Raw genomic sequence first — 24,921 nt, 5'->3', positions numbered from 1 at the left:
GCTTGAACCTTCTTCTTAAAGGTTTCTATTTTATTTCGTCTGCATCATCTACTTTTTAGAAATGGCATTATATGTGAATCATTTTAGCTTTTACTGGTTATCCGAAACATAAACCGCTGCTTCTGTTCCTGCAGTCGAACCAAACACAACCGCCTCGGTCAGCTCATTGCCGGAGAGCACACCTTCACCGTCTACTGCCGCTGACAGGATCGGACCTGCTGCATAAAGACCATTGATCAGCTCGCCGCTATCTTTGTTTAGCTGTTCCGCATTGTTGCTGACAACCAAGGCAGCTGCCTTTCCATCTGCCTCATATACCTGAGATTCCTCAAAAACCGGAATCAGGGAGACATCGGTCGCTACCAGTGCCAGGCAGTCAATCTCCTGATCCTTGCCGTCCACCGTCACAGTGATGCGGTCAAGGGCACCTTCTTCATTGTAAGCGACGCTCTTTAATTCTGCCTTATATTCAACCGGAATCTTCAGCTCTTCGACTTTTTTAAGCAGCGCTTCCTGTGCAAGCTCGTTCAGATTTCCCTCTTTTGCCGGGAAACTGCGGGCCACCGAGGAACCTGCCTCCTGTGCCAGATCGCCATACTCCATTCCCAGTGTGTCGGCAAGCCAGTCTTTCGCCTCTTCGCTGTTCTCCGATACATATGCCGCCATATCCGAATTGTTCGTATTATTTCCTGCCGTCATAATATCGGACAGATAAATCTCAAAATCATCCGTAAGATTCGCCTGGAACTGCTCATCCGTATCGGCTGCATTGACATACGGTGCCATCTCCGTCATATCTGCCGCCAGCTCTTCGCCCGGTGCCAGAATCAGGATCTTCGACGGATCCATGCCCTCGGCTGCCGCCTGAACCGCCGCGATCAGTCCGGCGCTGTCTCCACCTGCGATGACAAGCTGTGCATCCGATGCTTCTGCCTCTCCGGTCGCTTCGGTTGCTTCCTCGCTTGCCGCTGCACTCTCTGTTGTATCTGCCTTACTGCCGCATCCCGCCAGTGCCGCTGTTCCCAGAACCGCTGCCGCCGTCAGAATCCCTGCCTTTTTAACTGTATGGAATGATTTTTTCATAATCGTTCTCTCCTTTCCCTCTCGCCGGAGTTCCTGCAGCTGTCTTCAAACATGCACAGTACCTCTCGGTTGTGGATTTCAGTCTAACATAGAACCTGCGGCGAATCAATTAAGGTTTCTTTAATTCTTACGGCGGAAAAAACGAAATTTTCTGTTACTTACACAAATCCGCAATCACCTGTGCAAAAATCTTCGCGCTTGCCACCAGATCACTCACATAGGCAAATTCATCCGCCCCATGCATACGGTTGTCCACGCCCGGCATCGACGCGCCAAATGCAACGCCGTTTTTCAGGTCATGCACATATGTGCCGCCGCCGGTGTAGTTGCACTCGCCCTTGTTGCCGGTATAAAGCTCATAAGCATTCAGAAGTGTTCTGACAAACTCGGAATTGCCATCTACAAAATGCGGCTCTCGCAGCTGCGGGGACTCCAACTTCATGCCGTGGGACGCAAGTTTTGCCTCCACCGGTTTCAACAGGTTGTCATCATTGCCGCCGATCGGGAAACGTCCATCAAAGTACGCTTCCATCCGTGTCTCCGTCATCGTAAGCATCGTGAATGCCAGAGACAGCGCTCCGGATCCTTCTGCCTGCATCGCCACGCCAAGCGCCTTTCCCTCGGTATCATTCCACGGGAAGCACTCAGTCAGGCTGTGAATCAGCTTCGTCTGTCCGCAGGATGCAAATGGCAGGCGATCCAGAAGCAGAAGCAGGGATGCCAGCGCATTTTTGCCTTCCTCTGGTGTCGAGGCGTGTGCGCCCTCACCGACTGCGGTGATCACGATCACATCTTCCTCTGCCTGAAGCTCAAACTGTACGCCAGTCTCCTTCGTCACGCCCTCTGCCATCGGACGTACCTCTTCCTCGGTCAGTCCTGTAATTGTCGCATGCGCCTTGCCCGGAACAACATTGATCTTGATGCCAGCCTCGATGGACAGGATCCGCGCATTCTCCGTCGATACCTCAAAAGAAGCTGTCACATGCCCCGGGAAACGTCCTTTTTCGATATTGATAACCGGGAACGAAGCATCCGGGGAAAATGTCATCGGCGCTTCCTTCTCCACTTTATAATAATGTTCAATATCGCTGCTGCCGCACTCCTCATCCGTTCCCAGAATCAGGCGGACATTTTTTGTCACCGGGATTCCCAGTTCTTTGACCGCACGCATCGCATACAGAGCTGCTACCGCCGGTCCCTTGTCATCCGCCGTGCCGCGTCCGTACAACTTTCCGTCTTTTACAATCGGTTCAAACGGCTGTGTCACAGTCCAGCCCTCGCCTGCCGGGACAACATCCAAGTGTGCCAGAATATCTAGCTGGTGCTCACCGTCGTTTAAATCGGCGGTTCCTACATAATTATCGTAATTGTTGATGGAAAATCCATACTCTTCCGCCATTTTGAGTGCCTGTGCCAGTGCGCGGCTCGGACCTTCGCCGAACGGATCGCCCTCCTGGTATGCCGAACGCTCGCTGTTGATGCTGCACAGCGCGCATATGTCATCTAACATCTCCTGCTTGTGCGCCTCGATATACTGCTCGATTTTCTTTTTATACATAAATCTTCCGCCTCGTTCTTTTCCTTTGGTTATTATTTGGACAGAATTCCAGCCAGTACCTGGTTCACTACCTTTCCGTCTGCCTTGCCCTTTACCTTCGGCATCAGGGTTTTCATGATTTTGCCCTTGTCAGACGGTGCCGGATTTTCAATGCCAAGCTCTGCCAGAACACTTTTGATCACCTCTGCGATCTGCTCTTCGGTCAGATCCTCCGGTGCAAATTCCTGATAAACTGCCAGACGTGCCTGTGCCTCCTCGCGGATATCCGCACGATCTGCCGGAGCCAGTTCCAGAGTCTCCTTCGTCTGCTTGATCTCTTTCTTTACAACTGCGTCCGCCTCTTCCTCAGTCAGCGGAGAACGCTTGTCGATCTCCGCATTTTTCAGTGCGGATAACAGCATGGATAAGGAATCTTTTCTTGCTTTGTCCTTTGCTTTCATGGCTTCTACCATGGCTGCACGTACTACATCTACTCTGCTCATATGAAATGTCTCCTTTTCTTTTTTTATGGTCTCGCCATGCCCAGATGGGACGATGGGGACTCTCTCTTGTTTCACCATGCCCAGGGGTGCAATAGGGACTCTCTCTTGTTTTACCATGCCCAGGGGTGCAAAACCTGCGGTTTCACACCTCTGTCCGGCTGCGCCGTATAGCAGAAATCCCCCTTTCAGCGCCTGAAAAATAAATTTTCCATTCGCTGAAACGGTGCTTTCCGCTGCATGGCTTTAGTTACGCCCAAACTCGCTTAACTTAAGCTTCGGATTCCGCTCTTCCACCATTCCCACACTCCAGCTGTTGACAAACAGAAGCAGTGGATTGTCTTTGAGGTCTTTGATCCGCTTCATATCCGAAGTTCCCTGGATCTTAGCTACGTCGATCTCGTCAGCGTTTTCTACCCAGCGGATGTACTCGTATGGAAGTTTTTCCAGCTTGACTTCTACATTGTACTCATTTTCCAGACGGTAGGTCAGTACCTCGAACTGGAGGACGCCGACTACGCCGACGATGATCTCTTCCATACCTGTGTTGAACTCCTGGAAGATCTGGATCGCACCTTCCTGGGCGATCTGGCTGATGCCCTTGATGAACTGCTTGCGCTTCATCGTGTCCATCTGGCGCACGCGTGCAAAATGTTCCGGTGCGAACGTAGGAATGCCTTCAAATTCTACCTTTTCACCTGTACAAAGTGTATCACCGATCGAGAAAATACCCGGATCGAATACACCGATGATATCGCCCGCATATGCCTCCTCGACGATCTTTCGATCCTGCGCCATCATCTGCTGTGGCTGGGAGAGACGGATCTTGCGTCCGCCCTGCACATGCGTTACTTCCATGCCCGCCTCAAATTTGCCGGAACAGATACGCATAAATGCGATACGGTCGCGGTGCGCCTTGTTCATATTTGCCTGAATCTTGAAGACAAACGCGCTGAAATTCGGAGAGAACGGATCCACCATGCCGGTTGTCGTATTTCTCGGCAGCGGCGAGGTTGTCATTTTCAGGAAATGCTCCAGGAATGTCTCTACACCAAAGTTTGTCAGCGCCGAACCAAAGAATACCGGGGATAAATTTCCGCGGCTGACACGCTCCATATCCAGCTCATCGCATGCGCCGTCCAGAAGCTCGATATCATCCATCAGCTGCCGATGGTAGTCTGGACCGATGATGGAGTTAACCTCATCGCCCTCTAACGAGAACTCCTGAGATGCGACCTCCTTCTGTCCGCCCATTGCTGCTGTGAAGGTTGTGATCTTCTTTGTGGCACGGTCATACACGCCCTTAAAATTCTTACCGCAGCCGATCGGCCAGTTGACCGGGCAGGTACGGATGCCGAGCACGCTCTCGATCTCATCCATCAACTCAAACGGATCGCGCGCCTCGCGGTCCATCTTGTTGATAAAGGTAAAAATCGGGATGTGGCGCATAACGCAAACCTTGAAAAGCTTGATCGTCTGCGCCTCGACACCCTTAGAACCATCGATGACCATGACCGCCGAATCGGCTGCCATCAGAGTACGGTAGGTATCCTCCGAGAAATCCTGATGTCCCGGTGTATCCAGGATATTGATGCAAAATCCCTCATAATTAAACTGTAATACGGAAGAGGTAACCGAAATACCTCTCTCCTTCTCTATCTCCATCCAGTCAGAAACCGCGTGCTTGGCCGCTTTTCTTCCCTTGACCGTACCAGCCAGGTTGATCGCGCCTCCGTAGAGAAGAAACTTCTCCGTCAGGGTTGTCTTACCAGCATCCGGGTGGGAAATAATGGCGAATGTACGCCGTTTTTTGATCTGCTCCGCTATATTTTCCAAAAAAATCTTCCTCCAAACTTACTACCATTCTTTAACTTTGTCTAAACGTATTTATTCTATATTATTTTAAACGAATACGCAAGTCCAAGTTACGGTTCACTCACGCGCGATCGGTAACAGATCTTAAAAACATTTTTCATCTTCTTCTTGATCCTTTTCTTTAAAAAACATATAATCATACTATTAACGTGGATATATAATAAATAGTAACAGTTGAACATATGAAACCGTTGCGATAACTATACAATCAACTTTTTATAAGAGATGTTGATTATTGTAGAGATGCAGGAGATATAAAGGAGTTATTTTATGATTCTAGCTATCGACGTTGGAAACACCAACATTATTATCGGCGTGATCGACGCAAAAAAAACGTATTTTGTAGAACGCATCACGACCACCATCGGAAAACCGAATCTGGAATATGCCGTGGCGCTGAAAAGTATTCTTGAAATTTACCATATTGCCCCAGATCAGCTTGATGGTGCGATCGTCTCCTCGGTCGTTCCGCCGCTTAACCGGACGATTCTTGCCGCCATCCGTAAAATAACGGGACTAAACGCAATGCTGGTCGGTTCCGGCATGAAAACCGGCTTAAACATCCTGATGGACAACCCGAAATCCGTCGGCAGTGATATGATCGTAAACGCAGTCGGTGCCCTTGCAGAGCATGAACCGCCAATCATCATCATCGAAATGGGAACCGCTACGACCATGTCTGTCATCGACAAAAACGGACGCTATGTCGGCGGCGCGATCCTGCCGGGACTTCGCGTTTCCCTCGACAGCATGAGCGCCAGCACTGCCCAGCTGCCGCGCATCAGCCTCGATACGCCGCGCCGTGTCATTGGCAAAAATACCATAGACTGCATGAGAAGCGGCGTCATATTTGGCAATGCCGCGATGATCGACGGTATGCTGGATCGCATCGAGGAAGAACTCGGAGAGAAAACTTCCATCATCGCCACCGGCGGCATCTCCAAGATTGTCCTGCCGCTCTGTTCGCATACGATCACGTATGATGGGGCGCTGTTGATGAAGGGATTACTACATTTATATGAAAAAAACAGGAGAACCGAATAATCAAAAAGGCTGTCTCTCGGCAGATGCATCTATATGATACATTCTGATGGGAGACAGCCTTTTCACCACAGTTTATTATGCTGACATCTATTCATTACCGGTCACGGTCACAGCAGCATTTATTTTACAACCTTCAGCTTCATATTCTCTTTCTCAATCCGATCCAGCTTCTCGCCGTCCAGACGGAGTGCAAATCCAAACGGATTTACCACGATTCCATTCACGTAATCCAGATATTTTTTCAGATCGCGGAAGCGGACTTCCATCGCTCCAAACTGATGTTTACGGTCAAATTTGCCAAATTCTACTAAATCCGTAAATGCCGGGTAATAGCGTACACCCTTTCCGGTGGTCAGAACCGGTACTGCCGTCGTCTTCTGCGGGTCAGCAACCGGAACCAGCAGACGCGCACCGTAAAGCTCTTTGCACATCAGATCCTGCATCTGTGGGAATGCCTGGTGCTGTACCAGTGCCTGATAGAACTGATTTGCAGAACGGACCAGGGACGGGTTCATCACGATCTCGGATGTATCCTTTGGTTTCTCGATGATGCTGAACAGCGACATGGACATATGATTTTCCTGTCCCTTGTCGATCACAACTGCCTCAAAACCGCTGCGGTAGAGGTCGTTGAAAAAGGAAATACGCTGTAATGGGCGGATCTCCAGTACCTTCGTCTCTACACCGACCATCTCCAGCCCTTTCACGAACTCATCTGCATACTCGCGGCTGGTGTAAAGGAAAGCAGCCGCCTTGCCGTTCTCTGCACCCAGGAAGAAGTTTTTCGTCGCATGGACAGTCACAACAAACAGTCCCGGCTCTCTCTGAAGCAGCTCCAGAACCTCTCCCATCACTTTTTTATCTGCTTTATCCTGATGTTCTTTCATCAGCTCACGTAATTTCTCCATTTGAATTCCTCCGGCTCTTTTTAATGTACTCTCGGAATCTTTCTGTGCTTGATTTTGTGAGATGATTTTTTGTCAGCTGTGCCCAAATTTCTGAGGCGTACGCGGTGCGTACGTTGATGAAATTCGGGTACGGCTGGCGGAAAATCAGCCACAAAAGCGAGTGCAGAAAAGACTCCGAGAGTACATTTTATCATGCGCGAGGCTCAATCCGCCTGCGCCTGTCTTTTCTACTCTGTCTGCTGTCCATGACTGCCTGAGTGTCGCATCGCCAAGCTGCCTTTATCACTATATCAGATGGAATACTCCGCTCAACCCCAGTTCAGATAACAATCATCTGCTTGATTTTCAGATTCTTTTTGCAGACTATATCTCCTATATTTTAACACAGAGCCGCCAAACAATCAATCAGAAGAATCTCACACAATCCCTATAACACAATCCCTATCAACATTCAGCTCAAATAATGCTTCATGCTTTTTAACGCACTCTTCTCCAGCCGTGACACCTGCGCCTGCGAAATATGGATTTCTTCGGCAACCTCTGTCTGGGTCTTTCCCTCAAAAAAGCGCATATCAATAATGCGGCGTTCCCGGTCCGGCAGGCGCTGCATCGCCTCCCCCAGCGACAGATCCTCGACCCAATGTTCCTCTGAATTTTTCTTGTCACTGAGCTGATCCATCACGTAGAGCGGATCGCCGCCGTCCGTATAGACCGGTTCGTACAGGCTGACCGGGCTCTGGATAGCATCGAGCGCATACGCAATCTCCTCTTTGCTGACTCCCAATTCTTTGGCAATCTCGCAGAGTGTCGGCTCCTTTGACTGCTTTTTCAGCAGATTTTCACGGGTATAGATCGCTTTGTATGCCGTATCGCGGAGCGACCGGCTGACCCGGATTGAATTGTTATCCCTCAAATACCGTTTCACCTCCCCCAGGATCATCGGAACCGCATACGTCGAAAAACGGACATTCTGGGTAATATCAAAATTATCAATCGCCTTGATGAGGCCGATACAGCCAATCTGGAACAGATCGTCCACATTTTCCCGGCTACCCGAAAAGCGCTGTATTACACTGAGCACCAGCCGCAGATTCCCCTTGATATACTGTTCTCTTGCCTCCCGATCGCCCTTTAGAATCCGGCGAAACAGTTCTTCTTTCTCCTCATTACTTAAAAGAGGCAGCTTGGATGTATTGACCCCGCAGATTTCCACTTTATAGACCGGCATTTCCATTCCCTCCGTATGATGGACGATCAACGCAAACGGTTGAATCGTTTTGATTTTTGTTTTGTCACCTATACATTAGAATGGACAATTCAAAGCTCATTTATACCCGGACAAATGAGAACCGTTTTCACCCATTCCAATTTCTTGCCTTTTCTGCCGTTCCATAGTAAAATATATTTTCAGGGGTTTTACGATCAATATTATTTATAGAAAATAGAATTCAACCACAAGGAGATCCATTCATGAACACACAAAAAAAAGCCCGTTCCCTCTACTGGGATATCGTAAAGGGATGGGGCATTATTGCGATCGTGCTGGGGCATACCGGATATTTCGCCGGTGCGTTCGTCTATCTGTTCCACCTGGCACTGTTCTTCTTTATCACAGGCTATTTTTATAATGAAACGAAATACGGGGATACGCCGTTTCTCTACTTCGGCTCCCGTCTCGCCGGTGCATGGCCCAGGTATATGTTCTACACGCTGTTTTTTGTCCTGCTTCACAACTTTTTTGTAACGCACAGGCTCTATGCGGGACAGGAACTTTACAACCATACCAGAATGCTTACGGCATGGATGAGCAGTCTTTCCTTCAACTCCCCGGAACAGGTTCAGGGTGCCCTCTGGTTTCTGCCGGTCTGGCTGGTGTCCTCCGGACTCTTTGCCGGATGCGTCTGGTTTGGACGCGCAGCTGCCCGCTTCGCCCGGAAAGATAATGTCAAGCTTCCTGTATGTGCATTTGCATGCATCCTGATTGGCCTTGCCGGTGTCTTCTTAAATATGAGAAGCTGCCCGCTCCCTTACAATCTGCAGGCGGCGCTGCTCGTTGTTCCGGTCTATCTCATCGCCTGGCTGATGCAGCAGTTTTTCTCCAATTTCCGCCACTATACGGTCTGGTACGGCTGCCTGATAAGCGCCCTGCTTCTGCACCTGACGAACACAAAGCTTCACATTTTCATCGATCTGGCAAGCATGCACATTCCGGGCGTCTTATTTTATCCGATCTCCATCATTGGAATTTACTTCGTCCTTTCGCTCTCTGACCTGTCCGAGCGCATCAGACCGCTGGCAAAGGTCCTTGCCTTTTTAGGACGCCATTCCTTTGACATTATGGCGATTCATTTCACGCTGTTCAAGCTGATCGATTTTGCCTATGCCCGCTTCATTTTGAAGGAAATACCGGAAACGCTTTCCAACTTCCCGGTCTCCTTCCGCTATGAAATGGGTCCGTTTTACATCCTGATCGGTCTGTTTCTTCCAGCACTTATCGGCTGGTATATAGACCGCATTGCTGCGAAATTTCTTTTTTGAGGCGTTTCATAATCTTCTTTTCCAGCCTCGATATGTATGACTGCGAGATACCCAGAAGGTCGGCAACCTCCTTCTGGGTCATTTCATCTTCCTGCTCTCTCCCCAGACCAAAGCGCAGCTTCACGATTTTCTGTTCCCGCGGATTCAGGCGGTCGATCGCCGCATTCAACAGTTTCCGCTCTGTCTCATCCTCCAGATCCCGGTAAATAATATCCTCATCCGTTCCCAAAATATCCGACAGAAGCAATTCATTTCCATCCCAGTCCACATTCAACGGCTCATCGATCGAAACCTCGAGCTTCGTCTTATTATTTCTCCGGAGATACATCAGAATCTCATTTTCAATACAACGGGATGCATAGGTCGCCAGCTTAATATTTTTATCCACGTCAAACGTGTTGATCGCCTTGATGAGACCGATCGTCCCGATCGAAATCAGATCTTCCACGCCCACGCTGGTGTTGTCAAACTTTCTTGCTATGTAGACCACCAGGCGCAGGTTGTGTTCGATCAGCGCCGAACGCGCCTCTTTATCCTCACTGGTTCCAAATTTTCTTAAAACCTCCGCCTCCCGCACACTGTCAAACGGTGCCGGAAGGATATCGGTTCCCCCGATATAATGAACTTCCCCGTCCCGGTGCATCAGAAATGACCGGAACGACGGCATCATTTTTAAACGAAACTGACCTGGAACTGAAACTTTTATAAACATACGCTTTCCCCCTTATGTTGTTCGCTATGGTTCGATTGTCTGCATGGTTTTCTTCACAACCAATATTTTTCATTGAGCAGCATCTGGTACTCGCCCTTCTGCGACAGCGCCTCCTGTGAAATGGCAATCCACGGCTTCTCAATCACCCGCATACCGCCCTGACCGGACACTTCCATCCGCTCCGCCTGATATGCCGGAATCACGCCGCCGCCCTTTCCGACACTCCGAAATGGGATGTATTGGACACCGTCCTCCCAGGAAAAAAATTTCTCTGCCGCACACGCATCCAGCACCTGCACCGGACGCCCCGAAAGCGGCATCGTCAGATGGTTGCCTGTGTCGAGAATCGCCTGCACATGCCGCTCCCTGCCTTTGTTAAAAAGCGTTACCGCGTACTGGTGTTCCAGCTTCATACACCGCTGCATACCAAACCGCCACACCGCAGATGGAATCAGAAAACTCCCCCCCGCGGTAAACAGCCAGAACAGAAGATTCACCCGTATTCCAAGCGGCTGAACCAGTTCCATGCAGCCAGCCGCCAGCATAGATGCTATGTAAAGCCCGATCGCAGCTTCTGCCGCCTCCGACTTCCTATGGATGGAAAATGCCGTCCATGCCATCAGCACGCTCATCGTGGCGCTTAGGAGCATCCGCCCGGCATATCCCAGCGGAATCGGAGCTAACACCATTCCTAACGCATACACGGCTCCCAGAAGACTCCCTGCCAACCGCCCATACCGGCGTTCCGGCAGACGCAGGCAATTCTTCACCACCGACAGAAGCAGGAAATCCGCTGCCAGATTTTGCAGCAGGATGACATCCGCATACACACGATAAGTCACTGTCTCTTCCCACCTTTCTGTCCGACACGGGATATTATAAGAAAAAAAATCCGCAAAATTTGTCAAACCGAGGGCGCAAAACGCCTGTTTTGATCGCCAAAAATCGGGGGAAAACGTAAAATTTGAGTAGATTCGACATAAGTCGAAGATCTGAATCGACAAAAAAACACGCATCAGAAATTTTCACTTCTAATGCGTGTCTCTTCCAAAAGCAACTGCTTCTGTAAATATTTCATATTTTTACGAAAGCAAGAGCAGTTCATCTCTCACTCTTATATTATTTCTTATTTCTCAGAAAATCCGGAATATTGATCTGTGTTTCCTGGCGCATCGGGCGGAACGGCTGTGCCGGTGCCGACTGCGGTGCTTCCTTCGGAGCGACTGGCTGTGCCGGTGCTGCTGCAGATGGTGCACGGAAGGTCGGTGCCTTGTAGGTCGGCTGCGCTGCCGCTGCAGTCTGTGCTGCCGGCTGAGCGTATGTATTGCCAGTCGTCTTTGCCTTGAACGGAGTCTTGAACTCAGTCATCGCTTTTGCGACCGGTGTGTTCACACCGTGGGAATCCAGTCCAGTCGCGATAACAGTGATCGTCGCCTCATCCTGTGCATTCTCATCGTACATCGCACCGAAGATGATATTGGCATCGTCGCCTGCAAGCTCCTGTACATAGCTGGCTGCGTCATTTGCCTCGATCAGGCTGATATCGCCGGAAATATTGATGATAACGTGGCTTGCACCCTCGATGGTTGTCTCAAGCAGCGGGCTGGATACAGCCTGCTTAACAGCCTCAAGTGCTTTGTCATCACCCTTCGCATGACCGATACCGATATGAGCGATACCCTTGTCCACCATAACGGTCTGAACATCTGCAAAGTCAAGATTGATAAGACCCGGAACATTGATCAGGTCGGTAATACCCTGTACTGCCTGCTGAAGAACCTCATCTGCTTTCTTCAGTGCATCCGGCATCGTGGTACGGCGGTCTACGATCTCAAGAAGTTTATCATTCGGGATAACGATCAGAGTATCGACAGCTGCTTTCAGTTTCTCGATACCATTGAGCGCGTTGCTCATACGGGTCTTTGCCTCGAAACGGAACGGCTTTGTGACAACGCCGACCGTCAGAATGCCCATATCTTTTGCGATACGTGCAATAACCGGAGCTGCACCTGTACCGGTACCGCCGCCCATACCTGCGGTAACGAATACCATATCTGCACCCTTGAGAGCCTGTGCCAGTTCTTCCTGGCTTTCCTCAGCTGCTTTCTCACCGATCTCCGGCTTTGCGCCTGCACCAAGTCCCTTGGTCAGCTTCTCACCAATCTGCATAGCTGTGGACGCCTTGCAGAACTGCAGTGCCTGCTTATCTGTATTGATACCGATAAATTCTACACCGGCAATATCTTCATCGATCATGCGGTTGACAGCGTTGTTACCGGCTCCGCCGACACCTACTACTATAATTCTGGCAGAGTTCTCTGCTTCATTTATCTTTATCTCTAACAAGATACTTCCTCCTTCATTTTCCCATCTGTTCCGGTTTTATCATTTTTATACTAAAATTAGGGTCTTTTAAATCTAGCCTACCTAATACTATATTTGATTTTCAGCAAAAAATCAATCGTTTCTTTTATAAATTTTCAATAAACCAGTCACAATGTTACTGTTCACGCATACGTGCCAGTAACGGATTTTGCCGATTCTTCCTAGTTTTTATCAAACCGGTACATCGGATTTGCATTCGATTCATCGTAGCTGTCCAGATAGAGGGTTCCGGACAGATCCGGATAATCCCGCAGAATATCCGTCAGCTCCGAAAGTTTCCCGTTCATCTCACTGTTGCTTCCCAGCTCAACCTTCAAGCTCCTGATTTGAAGCGTCGCTTCCTTTTCCTTATTAAAACGAATCTCGTCCACCGCAACCTCGTTGACCGACAGCACCTGCGTCAGGTTCAGAATCTCGTTGAAAACGCTGATATCCTCGACCGGCAGCGGCTGATGCAGCACGATATGTCCAAAGGAAAGTCCGGCAATCTTCGGCACACCCGGCAATGTCTCGCTTGTGCTCTCCACAATGATGCCGTCCTTGTCAAAATACATCCGGCTGTTCATGTAGGAAACGTAACCAACCACACTCTTCTCGTAGACGATCACCTCCACGTCCGACGGGCTGCGGAACACCAGCTTGTAATCCTGCACGAACGGAATTGACTTGTGCGGCCGGAAGCGGTACTGCAGATAGCAGAACACCGGATTCCGGCTCAGCCGCGAATCGAAAATAGACGCCTCTATCTGCTCTGCCGTATATTGCCGGTTTCCACTGACATGGATTGTATTGATCCGAAGCAGCGACAGACCGACAAAAAACGCGGCTGCCACAAGAAGTGCTGCCGCCGTGATCCAGATATGTTTTTTTCCACGGCGGCGCCATACCTTTTCCTCTGTCTTTTTTTCAATCTGTATCTTCTCTATCTCCATCATCCTCCCGGCGCCGGATCTCTGCTCCTAATGCCCGCAAGTCCCGGCAAATATCTTCATATCCCCGCTCAATATGTTCACATTCTGATACTCTGGTCCATCCGTCCGCCCCCAGGGCTGCCACCGTCAGGGCTGCACCGCCCCGCAGATCACGGGCACGCACCAAAGCTCCCCGCAAGGTTTCCACTCCGTCAATCCGGGCAATGTTCCCGCTGCATTCGATGTTCGCCCCCATTTTTTGAAGCTCCGCCGCTGTGCCAAACCGGTTTTCAAATACCGTCTCCCGCAGCATACTGGTTCCATCTGCCCGTGACAGCGCCGCCATCAAAAACGGCTGCAGATCGGTCGGAAACGCCGGATACGGTCCGGTTTTCACCGATACCGCCCGCAGGCGCTGTCCGCTGTGTACATATATAAGTTCCGGTTCCTGATAAAGCGAAACGCCCATATGCTCCAGCACCCCGGTCAATGCACGCAGCTCCTGTGTCTGCACGCCGTCCACGATCACCTCACCGCTGCAGGACGCAGCGGCAAGAAGATAGGTCCCGGCTACGATCCGGTCGCCGCCGATCACAAACCGGCTGTCATGGAGCGGCAATCCGCCTTCTATGATCAGCGCATCCGTCCCGATCCCCCGGATCGATGCCCCCATACCATTTAGGAAATGGCACAGCTGTCCAATCTCCGGTTCCCGCGCGCATCCCCGCAGAACCGTCCGCCCCACCGCTGCCACAGCGGCAAACAGGGCATTTTCCACCGCGCCGACACTCGGAAACGGAAAAATAATCTCTGCCCCGCGAAGTCCCGTTGTCTGTGCATGCAGGAAGCCGTCCGGCTCCGGTTCCTGTATTTCCGCGCCCAGCGCACGGAGTGCCCGCAAATGCCAGTCGATTGGACGTTTTCCGATCATACATCCGCCGGGGCTGTAGATCCCCGCCTCGCAAAAGCGTCCCAAGAGCGCTCCCAAAAGCATAATGGACGAGCGCATTTTCCCCATCGCTTTCTGCTCGATCCGCCAGCCATTCATCTTTGAAGTATCGATTTCCAGACGGTTTCCGTGCAACGCACACCGGCATCCCAGAGAATCAAGAATCCCCATCATACAGAACACATCCTGTATTCTGGGGACATTTTCAAGCACGGTAATTCCGCGGTTTAACACCGACGCCGCCATTATCGGCAAAACTGCATTTTTCGATCCCTGCACCGTGAGTCCGCCCTGAATCCGGCACGGTCCGTGAATCTCGATGAAAGCCAAACAATCCCCTCCCACCGGCATCTATGTATTATTATATGCCAACGAGAGAAAATGGTTCTCATTTTCTACATTTCCCGAAGTAAATATGTAACTCCGCCAAATATTCCTACTGCTCCAGCTTAATCTGGTTCGAGACGCTTAACACCATCCCCATCTCCAGCATCAGGAACATGACGGACGTACCTCCGTAACTGATAAACGGCAGCGTAACACCCGTGTTCGGGATCGTATTCGTAACAACCGCGATATTTAAGATAACCTGAATCGCGATGTGTGCCATCACGCCGATCACGATCATCGCACCCATCAGATCCGGTGCATTTCCAGCAATTACCATGAAGCGGTAAATCATAAACATGAAAATCAGAATGACCGAAATCGCGCCAAACAGACCTAATTCCTCACAGATAATCGAAAAAATCATATCATTCTGCGCCTCCGGCACGAAACCGAGCTTCTGAAGACTCTCGCCCAGTCCCTTTCCAAACAGACCGCCGGAACCGATCGCGTACAGACCCTGGAGCACCTGATAACCGCCGGAACGAGCATACTGCACCGGGTTGACCCAGACATTGATTCGTCCCAGCTGATAATCCTTCAGGATATGGAGCTTTACCAGCAGATGCCCTATATAGGGGGCGACCGCCAGAAGTCCGACGCCGCCTCCGATGCAGAGGAAAAACGGCCATTTGATCTTGCACGCCACAAACAGCATCACAAACACGATGCCGCAGATGATGATACCAGAACTTAAGTTGTTCGCCGTAACTAAAAGTGCCAGCGGCGCCGACAGCGCCACGATAAATCCGACTGCCCGCAGCTGGTTGATCCGCACGCCCAGATTGGCAATCAGAACCGCCAGAAGCAGAATCAGGGAAATCTTGACAATCTCGGTCGGCTGGAACTGGAGCGGTCCCAGGCGCAGCCAGCGCTTCTTACCATGCGATGCCACGCCCAGAGGTGTAAAACGCGTCAGAAGCAGCGTCACGTATGAAACGATATATCCCAGCATCGCAAACCGCGCAAACCAGTGATAATCTATCTTGGAGACGATATACATCGCAACAAAGCTGACACCCGCGATGCCCGCCTGACGAAGCATAAAATATCCCGGATTGCCGTAATCAAGCTGCGCCTTATAGGAGCTCGCGCTGTAAATCATGATCAGTCCGAATACCGTCAGGAAAATGATGGTAAACAGCAGACTGTAATCATAAAACCGATGTGGTTTTTTCTTTTTAATTTTTCCCGGTTCCGGCATACTTCCACTCCCCTGCTTTTTGTTGTTACAGTTTCGAAATTCTGCCTGTAAACGACAGTTTTCCTTCAAATCAGGGCTGCCGCAGACAAATGCCGGCTGCGACAGCCCCCTTAAATACATTAAGCCTTTATTCGTTACTGTTCACGCATACGTGCCCAGTAACCTTTATTCTTCCAATACCGAATTGCTGCGTGCTTTGCACTCCACAATTCTCAAAAGTCACAATTCCTCCTGCAAGCAATCTTACGTCGGATTTCCGACCTTTGAACCTTGGTATTACAAATTTCTCACAAACTCTTTGAATTTGCGTCCGCGCTCTTCAAAGTTCTTGAACTGCCCCCAGCTTGCACATGCCGGTGAAAGCAGGACGTTATCGCCCGGATTTGCGTAGGATGCACATACCTGTACAGCCTCCTGCAGATCTTCCGCGTACATGATATCATTGAAGCCGTGGCGTTTTGCACACTCGGCAATCTTGTCGCGGGTCTGGCCGATCAGCACCAGATAGCGTACCTTTCCGCCAAAGCTCTCGATCCACTCGTCAAACTCGGAATGCTTATCATATCCGCCTGCAATTAATAAGGTCGGTCCCGGCATCGCCTTGATCGCCTGCATCGCTGCATCCGGGTTGGTTCCCTTGGAATCGTTGTAGTATTTGACGCCGAAACGCTCGGTTACGAACTCAATGCGGTGTTCAACTGCCTTGAATTCCTTGATCACCTTCTGGATCTTCTCCAGCGGAACGCCCATGTTCATACTGATAGCAACCGCTGCCATAACATTTTCATGGTTATGACGGCCAAGTAGCTTCAGATCGTGGATATTGACAATCACGGTCTCTTTCTCGCCGTCGTTGTATACAATCTCATCCTCTTTCAGGTAGAAACCTTGTTTCAGGGTACGCAGACTGGAAAAATATACCACCTTGATGTCTTTTAAAGTCTCACCAAATTCACGCAGTACCGGATCCTCATAGTTCAGGACACAGACATCGCCCTCTTTCTGGTTCTTGGTAATGCTCTCTTTCGTCTCGATGTAGCATTCCATCGTCTTATGACGATCCAGATGATCCGGGGTAATATTTAAAATAGCGCTTACATTCGGGTGGAAATCAGTCATGGTCTCCAGCATGAAGCTCGATACCTCTGCGACGGTTACGGTCTCATCCGTTGTCTCCAATGCGTGGAATGCAAACGGCTCACCGATATTTCCAACTACAAATACGCTGTCATAGAATGACTTCATGATCTCGCCGGTCAGGGAAGTCGTCGTTGTCTTTCCGTTCGTGCCGGTAATGGCTGCCATACGTCCTTTTGCACAGTGATATGCAAGCTGCATCTCGCCCCAGATCGGAATACCGGTTTCACGGATCATCTCTACAAACGGTGCATCGGTCGGGATGCCCGGGCTTAAAATTGCCAGCTCCACGCCTAACAAATCCGTCTTTTTCAGCTCTCCGAGGACGAACGTGATCGTCGCGCCTTCGTCAAATTTCTTTTTCAGCTCCTCTGGATCCAGTTTTTCATTGCCATCGTAAAGCACTACCTCCCCGCCTTTTGAGAGAAGGAGCTTTGCAGCTGCAATACCGCTGATACCTGTTCCTGCTACTAATACTTTCTGACTCATAATCTTCCTCCTATAATCCTAAGTATGCTATAAGGCAAAGGATTGCCGTAATAATCGAAAATACGCCTACGACCCTGGTCTCAGACCATCCGCAGAGCTCGAAATGATGATGGATCGGCGCCATCTTGAAAAAGCGCTTTCCGCCCGTCTTCTTAAAATAGGTTACCTGAATAATAACAGATAATACTTCCACCAGATAAATCAGACCCACGATCGCGATAAAGATCGGCATCTGCATCATAAAGGCACTGGAAGCGACAAAACCGCCGAGTGCCAGTGAACCGGTATCGCCCATGAACACACGCGCCGGATAGACATTGAACAGAAGAAAGCCCAGAAGACTTCCAACTACTGCGCCGGTAATCGGGCTAATGCCGCTGTTCTCCCCGATCGCCACGATCGTAAAGAACGTTGCTACCAGAATCGTCACACTGGTGCACAGACCGTCCAGACCATCTGTGAAGTTCACGCCATTGTCAGTTCCCAGAATGATGAAGAACAGTGCCGGTACAAACAGCCAGACCGGAAGCTGTAAATACTTGCCGGTAAATGGAATCAGCATCCCTGTTCCGATGTCCGGTGAGGTTACAATATAATAGGCAAAAATACCTGTGATCACAAACTGTCCGATCAGCTTCTGAATCGGATTTAAGCCCTCCGAACGTTTCATCACGATCTTGATGTAATCGTCCAGAAATCCAACCACGCCGAATCCGACGGTCATAAACAGCACCGGAATGATCTTCGGATAATCCCGGATATAGAGCAGGGACGTAATGATGATGCTGGAAAGAATTACCAGACCGCCCATCGTCGGGGTTCCCTGCTTTTTCAGATGCGTCTGCGGCCCGTCATCGCGCACCTGCTGTCCGAATTTCAACCTGTGGAGAAACGGTATCACGATCGGGCACAGCACTGCGCTGACCACAAATGCGATGATAACCGCCAGTATTGTTTCATTTACCATGTCACACCTCTAACTTATCTTCCTATGTATACAGAGATAGTTCCTCAAATTATACACTTCAATAGTATACGTCTTTTTAGGGGAATAATCAACCTCTTTTCTCCACCCCCAGATACGGCAAAATGACCTCAAACAGATCGCGGATCACCGGGGCGGCAATCGTCCCGCCATAGTAGATTCCTTCCGGTTCATCGATGGTGATAAGCGCGATCACCTGCGGATCGTCCGCCGGTGCAAACCCTAAAAATGAGGAAATATATTTTTTCCGGCTCCTTGGAAGTTTCTCCGAGGTTGCCGTCTTTCCGCCGATCCGGTAGCCCTCGATCCGGGCGTTTTTTCCACTCCCCTCCGCCACCACCTGTTCCAGAATATAACGCAGCGTCTCACTCGTCTGCTCCGATAAGATTCTCTCCCCTTTTGGATAGGTAAACACGTGGACTGCCTGACCATCTGCCCGCACGGCACGGATCCCGATGTGCGGTGTGATGCGCGTGCCTCCGTTGATCAGGGAGGATGTCGTTGTAATGAGCTGGATCGGCGTGATCTGAAACGACTGCCCAAAAGAGACGGTCGCCAGCTCCACCGGTCCGATCTGATCCGGCTGGTGCATGATCGTCCCCGCCTCACCCGGCAGATCAATCCCAGTCTTTCCCAGCAGACCAAACTGCTTAAAATACTGATAGTACCGCTCCGGTCCCAGCCGCTGTCCGACATCGATCAGAACAGGATTGCAGGAATTCATCATTCCCTGTAAAAACGTCTCCCCGCCGTGTCCGCCCACCTTGTGACACCGAATCTTCCGATCTTCCACGATCCGGAATCCTGGGCAGGAAAACTGATCAGTCAGGTTGACCACGCCCGCCTCCAGTCCCGCAGCGGCAGTCACGATTTTGAATGTAGACCCCGGTTCGTATGTATCATTTAAACAGGGATTGCGCCACATCTGATTGAGGAGAGCTTGTTTATTTTGCGCTGATGCTGCGTGTGACCGCACTTCATTCTTCCAGGATATGTCTTCTTCTGTTTCTGAATCTTCGTTTTTTCCATCTGTCACCAGCTCAAACGGCTCATTCAATGAAAACTCCGGTGCATTTACCATTGCATAGATTTCCCCGTTCTTCGGGTTCATCACGATGATCGAGACGCGGTTCGCATTCTTTTTCTGCATCGTCTGGTACGCCGCCTGTTCCGCGTACATCTGGATATTGACATCCAGACTCGCCTGCAGATCCCGCCCTGCCTCCGGCTCGATGCGATCCTCCGCCTCATTTTCCAGCTCGATCCCCGCCGCGTCCGTGAGCGTCAGGATCTTGCCATCCGTGCCCTTTAAATACTTCTCATACTGTACTTCCAGACCGATGATCCCCTGGTTGTCTCCCCCGGTAAATCCCAGTACCTTCGATGCCAGACGTCCATATGGATAATATCGCTTATAGTCCTCATCTACCTTGACCCCCTCCAGGCGCCTTGCCCGGATCGCATCGCCCCGCGTTTTCTCTACATTAGACTTGATCACCTCTCTGGAAGATCGTTTTTCCGTCTTTTTCCGCACCTCCGCCTCCGGAAGTCCCAGTTCTTCGCTTAAAACCCGGATAACTGTCTCCGGATCTTTTACCTGATTATGAATCACTGAGATAGTACACACAGTCCGGTTATCAGCGATCACCGTTCCGTTCCGGTCAAGGATCCGCCCGCGCGGCGCTTTGATACTGCGCTCCCGCCGATGCAGCTCCTCCGCCATCTGACTGTAATAATCCGCTTTATACAGCATAAGGAAGAACAGTCTCCCCGCCAATCCTGCCATGCACAGGCAGATGGCGGCGCACAAAAAGACAGTTCTTCCTCTGTGATGCGTCCGGTTCCGATTCATACTGCTTCCTGTCTGATCTCATTGCTACAGTATATCATAAGAACCGTTTCTTTATTCTGTATTTTCGTTACTGTTCACACGCGTGTGCCCAGCAACGGGATTTTGCCGATGCTACGCATTCCAAATCGGCAAAATCTGCTGCCAGAACTGTATCGTACGGATTTTTCAGTTCAGAAAATTCCTACCTGTGAACAGTTACGTATTTTCCACGCAGGATAGATAACTCTTCCCGACAGGCACAATTCTTAATCTCCCGCTGCCTGCGCTTCCTGGGAAGATGCCGTTTCTCCGGCATTATCCGCTGTTCCGGTGTCTCTGCCCGTTCCAGCCGTTTCACCGTTTCCAACCGCCGCCGATTCATCCTGCACATTTCCCATCGTATCCGGATAGCTGTACTCGTCTCCGGAATCGATAAATTCCTCATCGTAGTTCGCCCAGCCGCCCTCCGGAGCCGGAGTCGTCTCTGCCGGTGTTTCAGCTGCATTCGGATCCTCGGTCGCTGTGCCGCTTATAATGCCTTCTTCCTGGCTGGAAAGATTGGTCTCGAGATCCTGTGCCGCGCCGCCTGCCGGGAATACATTCTTATATGGAAGGACTTCCGCCATGATCTTGCTGAAAATCTCGCTGGCAAAAGTCGAATGTGCCTGCTGCTCGCCCGGCAGATGCGGAGTATCTACTACCACATAGCAGAGCACCTGCGGATTGTATGCCGGTGCATATCCGATAAAGGAAACCAGATAATTCTTCTCCGCACGCGGTTGCTTCTGCGCCGTACCTGTCTTACCAGCCACTTCGTAACCGGCAACTGCCGCCGCGCCCGCGGTACCGCCATCACCTGATACTGTCTGGTAAAGCGCATTATTAATGAAGTTCGAGGTCGATTCCGAAACCGTCTCTCGCACCAGATTTGGGGAAACGGATTTGACAACGGATCCTTCGTCGTTCAGAATCTCTTTTACCACATGCGGCTCATAATAGGAACCGCCGTTGATTAAGGACGCATATCCGGCTGCCATCTGCACCATCGTACAGTTATAGTTCTGTCCAAATGCGTTGGTCGCCAGAGAAGCCGGATCCATATTGGATGCCTGATAAATCAGACCGGACGCCTCGCCCGGAAGGTCGATGCCCGTCTTCTCGCCAAATCCGAAAATCTTCTGATACTGGACAAACTTCTCTTTTCCTTCCAGTGATACAATACGCATCATAACGACGTTGCAGGATTTCATCAATCCCTGTGTGATCGTCAGCGGTCCGTGACCGGCTCGGGCAACACACCGGATATCCCAGTCTCCGAAATGCAGTTTTCCGCCGCACTCAAAGACCTCGTTTCCGGAAATCGCGCCTTCCTCGATCGCCCCGGCTACCGTAAATGCTTTCTGTGGAGAACCCGGCTCATAGGAGTCGCTCACGCAGAAGTTTCTCCACATTTTATACCACGCCTCGGACTTCGCCTTTTCATCCATCGCCTGGATTTCCTCATCCGTATAGTAGGTGCTTAAATTGTACGGATCATTCAGATTGTAACGGGTCGTCGTATCCATCGCCAGGATCTCACCGCTGTTCGGATCCATGACGATCGCCGCCGCCAGATTACTTCCAATGCCCGCCTGCCACTCATCCAGATATTTCTGGACAATCTTCTGGATGTTGACGTCGATCGTCAACTCCAGCGTCTTTCCGTTCTGCGCCGGTTTTACCGTTCGCTCGACGTTCGAATCGCCGTTTAAATAACCATACTCACGACCGCTCACACCGTTCAGGATATCATTATAATACTGTTCAACACCGCCAGATGCATTGCCATCCTTGAGGGCAAAACCAACCACATTGCATGCCAGCTCATTGTACGGATACGTTCTCTTATATTCTTCCTCGAACCATACGCCCGTGATACGCTGGTTGCCGCCTTCCTCCGTCGGCAGCGCCCGGTATTCCTTGTTCTTGTCCTTCTCATAAGTCTCAAACTTCTCTTTGTCTTCCGCTGGAAGCTGTTTCGCATAGATCACATACTGGCTGTCTTTTTTCTCCTCGATCATCGCCTGCAGCTCGTCCCGCTTGTAACCGAAGCACTCCACCAGCGCGTCCAGCGTGGCATCGAGATACTGGTAGTTCTCCTCCGTATCCAGAATCTGCTTCGGATCGACGACCAGATTGTAAACCTTCTCGCTAATCGCCAGATACGTCCCGTTCCGGTCGATAATATTGCCGCGCTTGTAGGGAATCGTGCGGCTCTCATAGTCCTGATGGCTCAGGACTATCTGATTGTACGACTCGCCCTTACTTTTTACCAGATTATAAAGCACCAGCACCAATGCAAACAAAGCCAGCATAATTACCAGGACGGTAATTGCCAGCTTTTCCTGCATATATTTCCGAAAGGTCTGTCTGCCGTTAGTGTTTTGGGATGTCCTCATACTGTCTTACATACTCGCTTTCCGTCTTGTCATATAAAAGAATCTGATCCTTATTTGCATATACCATGCCGAGCTCTTCGGTCGCCACTTTATATACATGATCCAGATCCACATACGTGTCAATCCGGGTCTGAAGTGCATCATTCTCGGACTTCAGGTTCTCCAGTTTCAGCTCCAGATCCTCAATGTGGTTGATACGGGTCGTGATCGACGCCTGCTTATGCAGATAATTCATACATAAAACCAGCGTGATCAGCGCAGCGATGGTCAGCGCCAGCACATACGGTCCGTTCATGTAAAGCGCCTTTTCCTGGTTGCGGCGCACGGCGTGTTTATGCCGGTACTCCTCTCTCTCATCTCTTTCTGGTCTTATCTCCACGGTTCTCTGAACTTTTCGCACGGTATTACCGTCCACATACGTGGAGGCCGATACATGTTGTCTCCTTCTGACAGACATAACGTTCCCTCCCTGCTCTTTCGCTTTTTCTCTCTTTTATCTCCCCCGCACCTGAAACGATCTCTGTTCTGAGGTGCAGTTATGCTTTTGTTTATGATTTTTCAAATACCCGGAGCTTTGCGCTCTTGGAACGCGGGTTTTCTTCCATCTCCTGATCGGTCGGAAGAATCGGTTTTCTTGTAATCACCCGGCCGCGGCTTTTGCGTCCACAGACACAGACTGGAAAATCCGGCGGGCAGATGCATGGATTTTCATTCGTCCGGAAACGGTTCTTTACGATTCTATCTTCCAGGGAATGGAACGTAATGATCGAAAGCCGTCCGCCCGGTGCCAGGCGTTCAATCATCGTATCGATCGAATCTTCCAGCACATCCAGTTCCCGGTTTAACTCGATCCGGATCGCCTGAAACGTACGCTTTGCCGGATGACCGCCGGTCGCCCGGACCTTTGCCGGAATCGATGCCCGGATAATCTCCGTCAGCTCGCCTGTCGTCTCAATCTCTTTTTTCTGTCGTGCCTGTACGATGTGTTTTGCAATATTCTTCGCAAACCGATCCTCACCGTAGTCCCGGATGATCCGGTACAGTTCCATCTCACTGTAGGTATTGACGATGTCCTTCGCGGTCTGCTCATTTCTCTGATCCATCCGCATATCCAGCGGTGCATCGTCCTCGCGATAGGTAAATCCCCGTTCCGCTGTGTCAAGCTGGAAGGAAGAAACACCCAGATCCAGATAAATTCCATCCACCTGCGGAATCTCCAGCTCATCTAACACCTGTGCAATCCGCTCATAATTGCTCCGCACAACGGTTATCTTATCTCCAAAGGGAGCCAGACGTTCTGACGCAGCCGCAATCGCGTCCGCATCCTGATCAATCCCGATCAGGCGTCCGCCGTCTCCCAGCCGTGCCGCCACCTCGCTCGCGTGACCGCCACCTCCCAGTGTCCCATCCACATAGATACCCTGGGGCTTTACACAGAGACTGTCAACCGTCTCATTTAATAATACTGATTTGTGATTAAATATCATATGCCAAGGCCTTCCATATTTTCTGCAATCTCTTCCATGTCATCATAGACATTCTTCTCCGCCCAGGTCGCCTTGTTCCAGATCTCGATCCGGCTTCCGACGCCGACCAGGACAACCTCCTTCTCGAGTCCTGCAAAATCCCGCAGAACCGAAGGAAGCAGGATTCGTCCCTGACGATCCACCTCACACGCCGAGGCACCTGCCAGAAAGAAACGGGAGAATTTTCTGGCATTCTGATTGGTAAGTGGGAGTGCCTGTAACTTCTCTTCGAACTTTTTCCACTCGGTGTTATCGTACACAAAAAGACAGCCATCCAACCCCTTTGTCACCACAAATTCGTCTCCAAGCTGTTCCCTGAACTTCGACGGAACGATCAAACGTCCCTTCGCATCGATTGTATGATTGTATTCTCCCATGAACATATCAATCACCCGTCATCCGATGTGTACCACTTTTGTGTCCCGAAAATCCATTTCGTTCCACTTTTCACCACTTTCTACCACTTGTTATGTTTATTTTAG

Annotated in this window: 21 protein-coding genes; 2 read left to right on the top strand and 19 right to left on the bottom strand. The window is 50.4% G+C overall.

Features of this window, described 5'->3' with window-relative positions; translation table 11 throughout:
• Positions 1 to 90: 90 nt before the first annotated feature.
• The 4 genes from DXC57_RS00225 to DXC57_RS00210 form a co-directional block, all read right to left on the bottom strand.
• On the bottom strand, positions 91 to 1,083 hold the full coding sequence (locus DXC57_RS00225; RefSeq protein WP_118650657.1) for an FAD-binding protein: 993 nt from the start codon (positions 1,081 to 1,083) through the stop codon (positions 91 to 93).
• A gap of 154 nt (positions 1,084 to 1,237) precedes the next feature.
• Complete coding sequence (gene pepV / locus DXC57_RS00220; RefSeq protein WP_117795236.1) at positions 1,238 to 2,641, bottom strand: dipeptidase PepV; 1,404 nt, start codon at positions 2,639 to 2,641, stop codon at positions 1,238 to 1,240.
• A gap of 32 nt (positions 2,642 to 2,673) precedes the next feature.
• On the bottom strand, positions 2,674 to 3,123 hold the full coding sequence (locus DXC57_RS00215; protein ID WP_022360228.1) for a GatB/YqeY domain-containing protein: 450 nt from the start codon (positions 3,121 to 3,123) through the stop codon (positions 2,674 to 2,676).
• A 243-nt stretch (positions 3,124 to 3,366) separates the two neighbouring features.
• Positions 3,367 to 4,956: a peptide chain release factor 3 gene (locus DXC57_RS00210; RefSeq protein ID WP_106999734.1), complete on the bottom strand. Its 1,590-nt coding sequence runs from the start codon at positions 4,954 to 4,956 to the stop codon at positions 3,367 to 3,369.
• A gap of 309 nt (positions 4,957 to 5,265) precedes the next feature.
• Here DXC57_RS00210 and DXC57_RS00205 point away from each other — a divergent pair, with 309 nt between their 5' ends.
• Entirely contained in the window at positions 5,266 to 6,039 is a 774-nt protein-coding gene (locus tag DXC57_RS00205) for a type III pantothenate kinase (protein ID WP_106999733.1), read from the top strand.
• Positions 6,040 to 6,158: 119 nt separating this feature from the next.
• Here the strand turns inward: DXC57_RS00205 and DXC57_RS00200 are convergent, their stop codons facing one another.
• Both DXC57_RS00200 and sigG read right to left on the bottom strand, forming a co-directional pair.
• Positions 6,159 to 6,947, bottom strand: a complete 789-nt coding sequence (locus DXC57_RS00200; protein ID WP_022360225.1) for an SseB family protein — start codon at positions 6,945 to 6,947, stop codon at positions 6,159 to 6,161.
• Between the two features lie 451 nt (positions 6,948 to 7,398).
• Positions 7,399 to 8,175: an RNA polymerase sporulation sigma factor SigG gene (gene sigG, locus DXC57_RS00190; protein ID WP_106999731.1), complete on the bottom strand. Its 777-nt coding sequence runs from the start codon at positions 8,173 to 8,175 to the stop codon at positions 7,399 to 7,401.
• A 242-nt stretch (positions 8,176 to 8,417) separates the two neighbouring features.
• On the opposite strand from sigG, the gene DXC57_RS00185 reads away from it, so the two are divergent.
• Complete coding sequence (locus DXC57_RS00185) at positions 8,418 to 9,485, top strand: acyltransferase family protein (protein ID WP_106999730.1); 1,068 nt, start codon at positions 8,418 to 8,420, stop codon at positions 9,483 to 9,485.
• Here the strand turns inward: DXC57_RS00185 and sigE are convergent.
• The 13 genes from sigE to mraZ all read right to left on the bottom strand — a co-directional run bounded on the left by sigE (position 9,439) and on the right by mraZ (position 24,822).
• The gene (gene sigE, locus DXC57_RS00180) at positions 9,439 to 10,197 is read right to left on the bottom strand and encodes an RNA polymerase sporulation sigma factor SigE (RefSeq protein ID WP_106999729.1); all 759 of its coding nucleotides are present in this window, start codon (positions 10,195 to 10,197) and stop codon (positions 9,439 to 9,441) included. The two genes, DXC57_RS00185 and sigE, sit on opposite strands and share 47 nt — an antisense overlap.
• Positions 10,198 to 10,250: 53 nt before the next feature.
• A complete protein-coding gene (locus DXC57_RS00175) occupies positions 10,251 to 11,039 on the bottom strand; it encodes a sigma-E processing peptidase SpoIIGA (protein WP_182435361.1) in 789 nt (262 codons plus the stop codon).
• Positions 11,040 to 11,316: 277 nt separating this feature from the next.
• On the bottom strand, positions 11,317 to 12,543 hold the full coding sequence (ftsZ, locus tag DXC57_RS00170) for a cell division protein FtsZ (RefSeq protein ID WP_022360220.1): 1,227 nt from the start codon (positions 12,541 to 12,543) through the stop codon (positions 11,317 to 11,319).
• Between the two features lie 200 nt (positions 12,544 to 12,743).
• Positions 12,744 to 13,517, bottom strand: coding sequence for a cell division protein FtsQ (locus tag DXC57_RS00165; RefSeq protein WP_207722914.1), 774 nt, complete (start codon positions 13,515 to 13,517; stop codon positions 12,744 to 12,746).
• On the bottom strand, positions 13,489 to 14,772 hold the full coding sequence (gene murA / locus DXC57_RS00160) for a UDP-N-acetylglucosamine 1-carboxyvinyltransferase (RefSeq protein WP_118650653.1): 1,284 nt from the start codon (positions 14,770 to 14,772) through the stop codon (positions 13,489 to 13,491). Before murA ends, DXC57_RS00165 begins: the two co-directional genes overlap by 29 nt.
• A 106-nt stretch (positions 14,773 to 14,878) precedes the next feature.
• Positions 14,879 to 16,033 carry a putative peptidoglycan glycosyltransferase FtsW gene (locus DXC57_RS00155; protein WP_117795227.1) on the bottom strand — a complete coding sequence of 385 codons (1,155 nt, stop codon included), beginning with the start codon at positions 16,031 to 16,033 and terminating at the stop codon, positions 14,879 to 14,881.
• Positions 16,034 to 16,309: 276 nt separating this feature from the next.
• Positions 16,310 to 17,659, bottom strand: coding sequence for a UDP-N-acetylmuramoyl-L-alanine--D-glutamate ligase (murD, locus tag DXC57_RS00150; RefSeq protein ID WP_106999726.1), 1,350 nt, complete (start codon positions 17,657 to 17,659; stop codon positions 16,310 to 16,312).
• A gap of 10 nt (positions 17,660 to 17,669) precedes the next feature.
• Complete coding sequence (gene mraY, locus DXC57_RS00145) at positions 17,670 to 18,626, bottom strand: phospho-N-acetylmuramoyl-pentapeptide-transferase (protein ID WP_022360215.1); 957 nt, start codon at positions 18,624 to 18,626, stop codon at positions 17,670 to 17,672.
• Positions 18,627 to 18,714: 88 nt separating this feature from the next.
• Positions 18,715 to 20,496, bottom strand: coding sequence for a penicillin-binding transpeptidase domain-containing protein (locus tag DXC57_RS00140; RefSeq protein WP_118650651.1), 1,782 nt, complete (start codon positions 20,494 to 20,496; stop codon positions 18,715 to 18,717).
• A 245-nt stretch (positions 20,497 to 20,741) separates the two neighbouring features.
• Positions 20,742 to 22,913, bottom strand: a complete 2,172-nt coding sequence (locus DXC57_RS00135; protein WP_243015172.1) for a penicillin-binding protein 2 — start codon at positions 22,911 to 22,913, stop codon at positions 20,742 to 20,744.
• On the bottom strand, positions 22,891 to 23,370 hold the full coding sequence (locus DXC57_RS00130) for a hypothetical protein (RefSeq protein WP_022360212.1): 480 nt from the start codon (positions 23,368 to 23,370) through the stop codon (positions 22,891 to 22,893). Before DXC57_RS00130 ends, DXC57_RS00135 begins: the two co-directional genes overlap by 23 nt.
• A 91-nt stretch (positions 23,371 to 23,461) precedes the next feature.
• Positions 23,462 to 24,400 (bottom strand): 16S rRNA (cytosine(1402)-N(4))-methyltransferase RsmH, encoded by a 939-nt coding sequence (gene rsmH, locus DXC57_RS00125; RefSeq protein ID WP_022360211.1) that lies wholly within the window; start codon positions 24,398 to 24,400, stop codon positions 23,462 to 23,464.
• Positions 24,397 to 24,822: a division/cell wall cluster transcriptional repressor MraZ gene (gene mraZ, locus DXC57_RS00120; protein WP_022360210.1), complete on the bottom strand. Its 426-nt coding sequence runs from the start codon at positions 24,820 to 24,822 to the stop codon at positions 24,397 to 24,399. The genes rsmH and mraZ overlap by 4 nt, the downstream gene beginning before the upstream one ends.
• Between the last annotated feature and the right edge of the window lie 99 nt (positions 24,823 to 24,921).

The organism is Clostridium sp. TF06-15AC, assembly GCF_003481165.1.
GTDB classification, from domain to species: domain Bacteria; phylum Bacillota; class Clostridia; order Lachnospirales; family Lachnospiraceae; genus Otoolea; species Otoolea fessa.
The sequence above is the reverse complement of the archived record's forward strand: the minus strand, read 5'-3'. Positions and strand labels throughout refer to the sequence as shown.

What these genes read in the sequence shown, in the direction of transcription:
- DXC57_RS00225 (WP_118650657.1), bottom strand. Translation starts at nt 1,083, where the DNA reads ATGAAAAAATCATTCCATACAGTTAAAAAGGCAGGGATTCTGACGGCG.
- pepV (WP_117795236.1), bottom strand. Translation starts at nt 2,641, where the DNA reads ATGTATAAAAAGAAAATCGAGCAGTATATCGAGGCGCACAAGCAGGAG.
- DXC57_RS00215 (WP_022360228.1), bottom strand. Translation starts at nt 3,123, where the DNA reads ATGAGCAGAGTAGATGTAGTACGTGCAGCCATGGTAGAAGCCATGAAA.
- DXC57_RS00205 (WP_106999733.1), top strand. Translation starts at nt 5,266, where the DNA reads ATGATTCTAGCTATCGACGTTGGAAACACCAACATTATTATCGGCGTG.
- DXC57_RS00200 (WP_022360225.1), bottom strand. Translation starts at nt 6,947, where the DNA reads ATGGAGAAATTACGTGAGCTGATGAAAGAACATCAGGATAAAGCAGAT.
- sigG (WP_106999731.1), bottom strand. Translation starts at nt 8,175, where the DNA reads ATGCCGGTCTATAAAGTGGAAATCTGCGGGGTCAATACATCCAAGCTG.
- DXC57_RS00185 (WP_106999730.1), top strand. Translation starts at nt 8,418, where the DNA reads ATGAACACACAAAAAAAAGCCCGTTCCCTCTACTGGGATATCGTAAAG.
- sigE (WP_106999729.1), bottom strand. Translation starts at nt 10,197, where the DNA reads ATGTTTATAAAAGTTTCAGTTCCAGGTCAGTTTCGTTTAAAAATGATG.
- DXC57_RS00165 (WP_207722914.1), bottom strand. Translation starts at nt 13,517, where the DNA reads ATGATGGAGATAGAGAAGATACAGATTGAAAAAAAGACAGAGGAAAAG.
- DXC57_RS00155 (WP_117795227.1), bottom strand. Translation starts at nt 16,033, where the DNA reads ATGCCGGAACCGGGAAAAATTAAAAAGAAAAAACCACATCGGTTTTAT.
- murD (WP_106999726.1), bottom strand. Translation starts at nt 17,659, where the DNA reads ATGAGTCAGAAAGTATTAGTAGCAGGAACAGGTATCAGCGGTATTGCA.
- mraY (WP_022360215.1), bottom strand. Translation starts at nt 18,626, where the DNA reads ATGGTAAATGAAACAATACTGGCGGTTATCATCGCATTTGTGGTCAGC.
- DXC57_RS00140 (WP_118650651.1), bottom strand. Translation starts at nt 20,496, where the DNA reads ATGAATCGGAACCGGACGCATCACAGAGGAAGAACTGTCTTTTTGTGC.
- DXC57_RS00135 (WP_243015172.1), bottom strand. Translation starts at nt 22,913, where the DNA reads ATGAGGACATCCCAAAACACTAACGGCAGACAGACCTTTCGGAAATAT.
- DXC57_RS00130 (WP_022360212.1), bottom strand. Translation starts at nt 23,370, where the DNA reads ATGTCTGTCAGAAGGAGACAACATGTATCGGCCTCCACGTATGTGGAC.
- rsmH (WP_022360211.1), bottom strand. Translation starts at nt 24,400, where the DNA reads ATGATATTTAATCACAAATCAGTATTATTAAATGAGACGGTTGACAGT.
- mraZ (WP_022360210.1), bottom strand. Translation starts at nt 24,822, where the DNA reads ATGTTCATGGGAGAATACAATCATACAATCGATGCGAAGGGACGTTTG.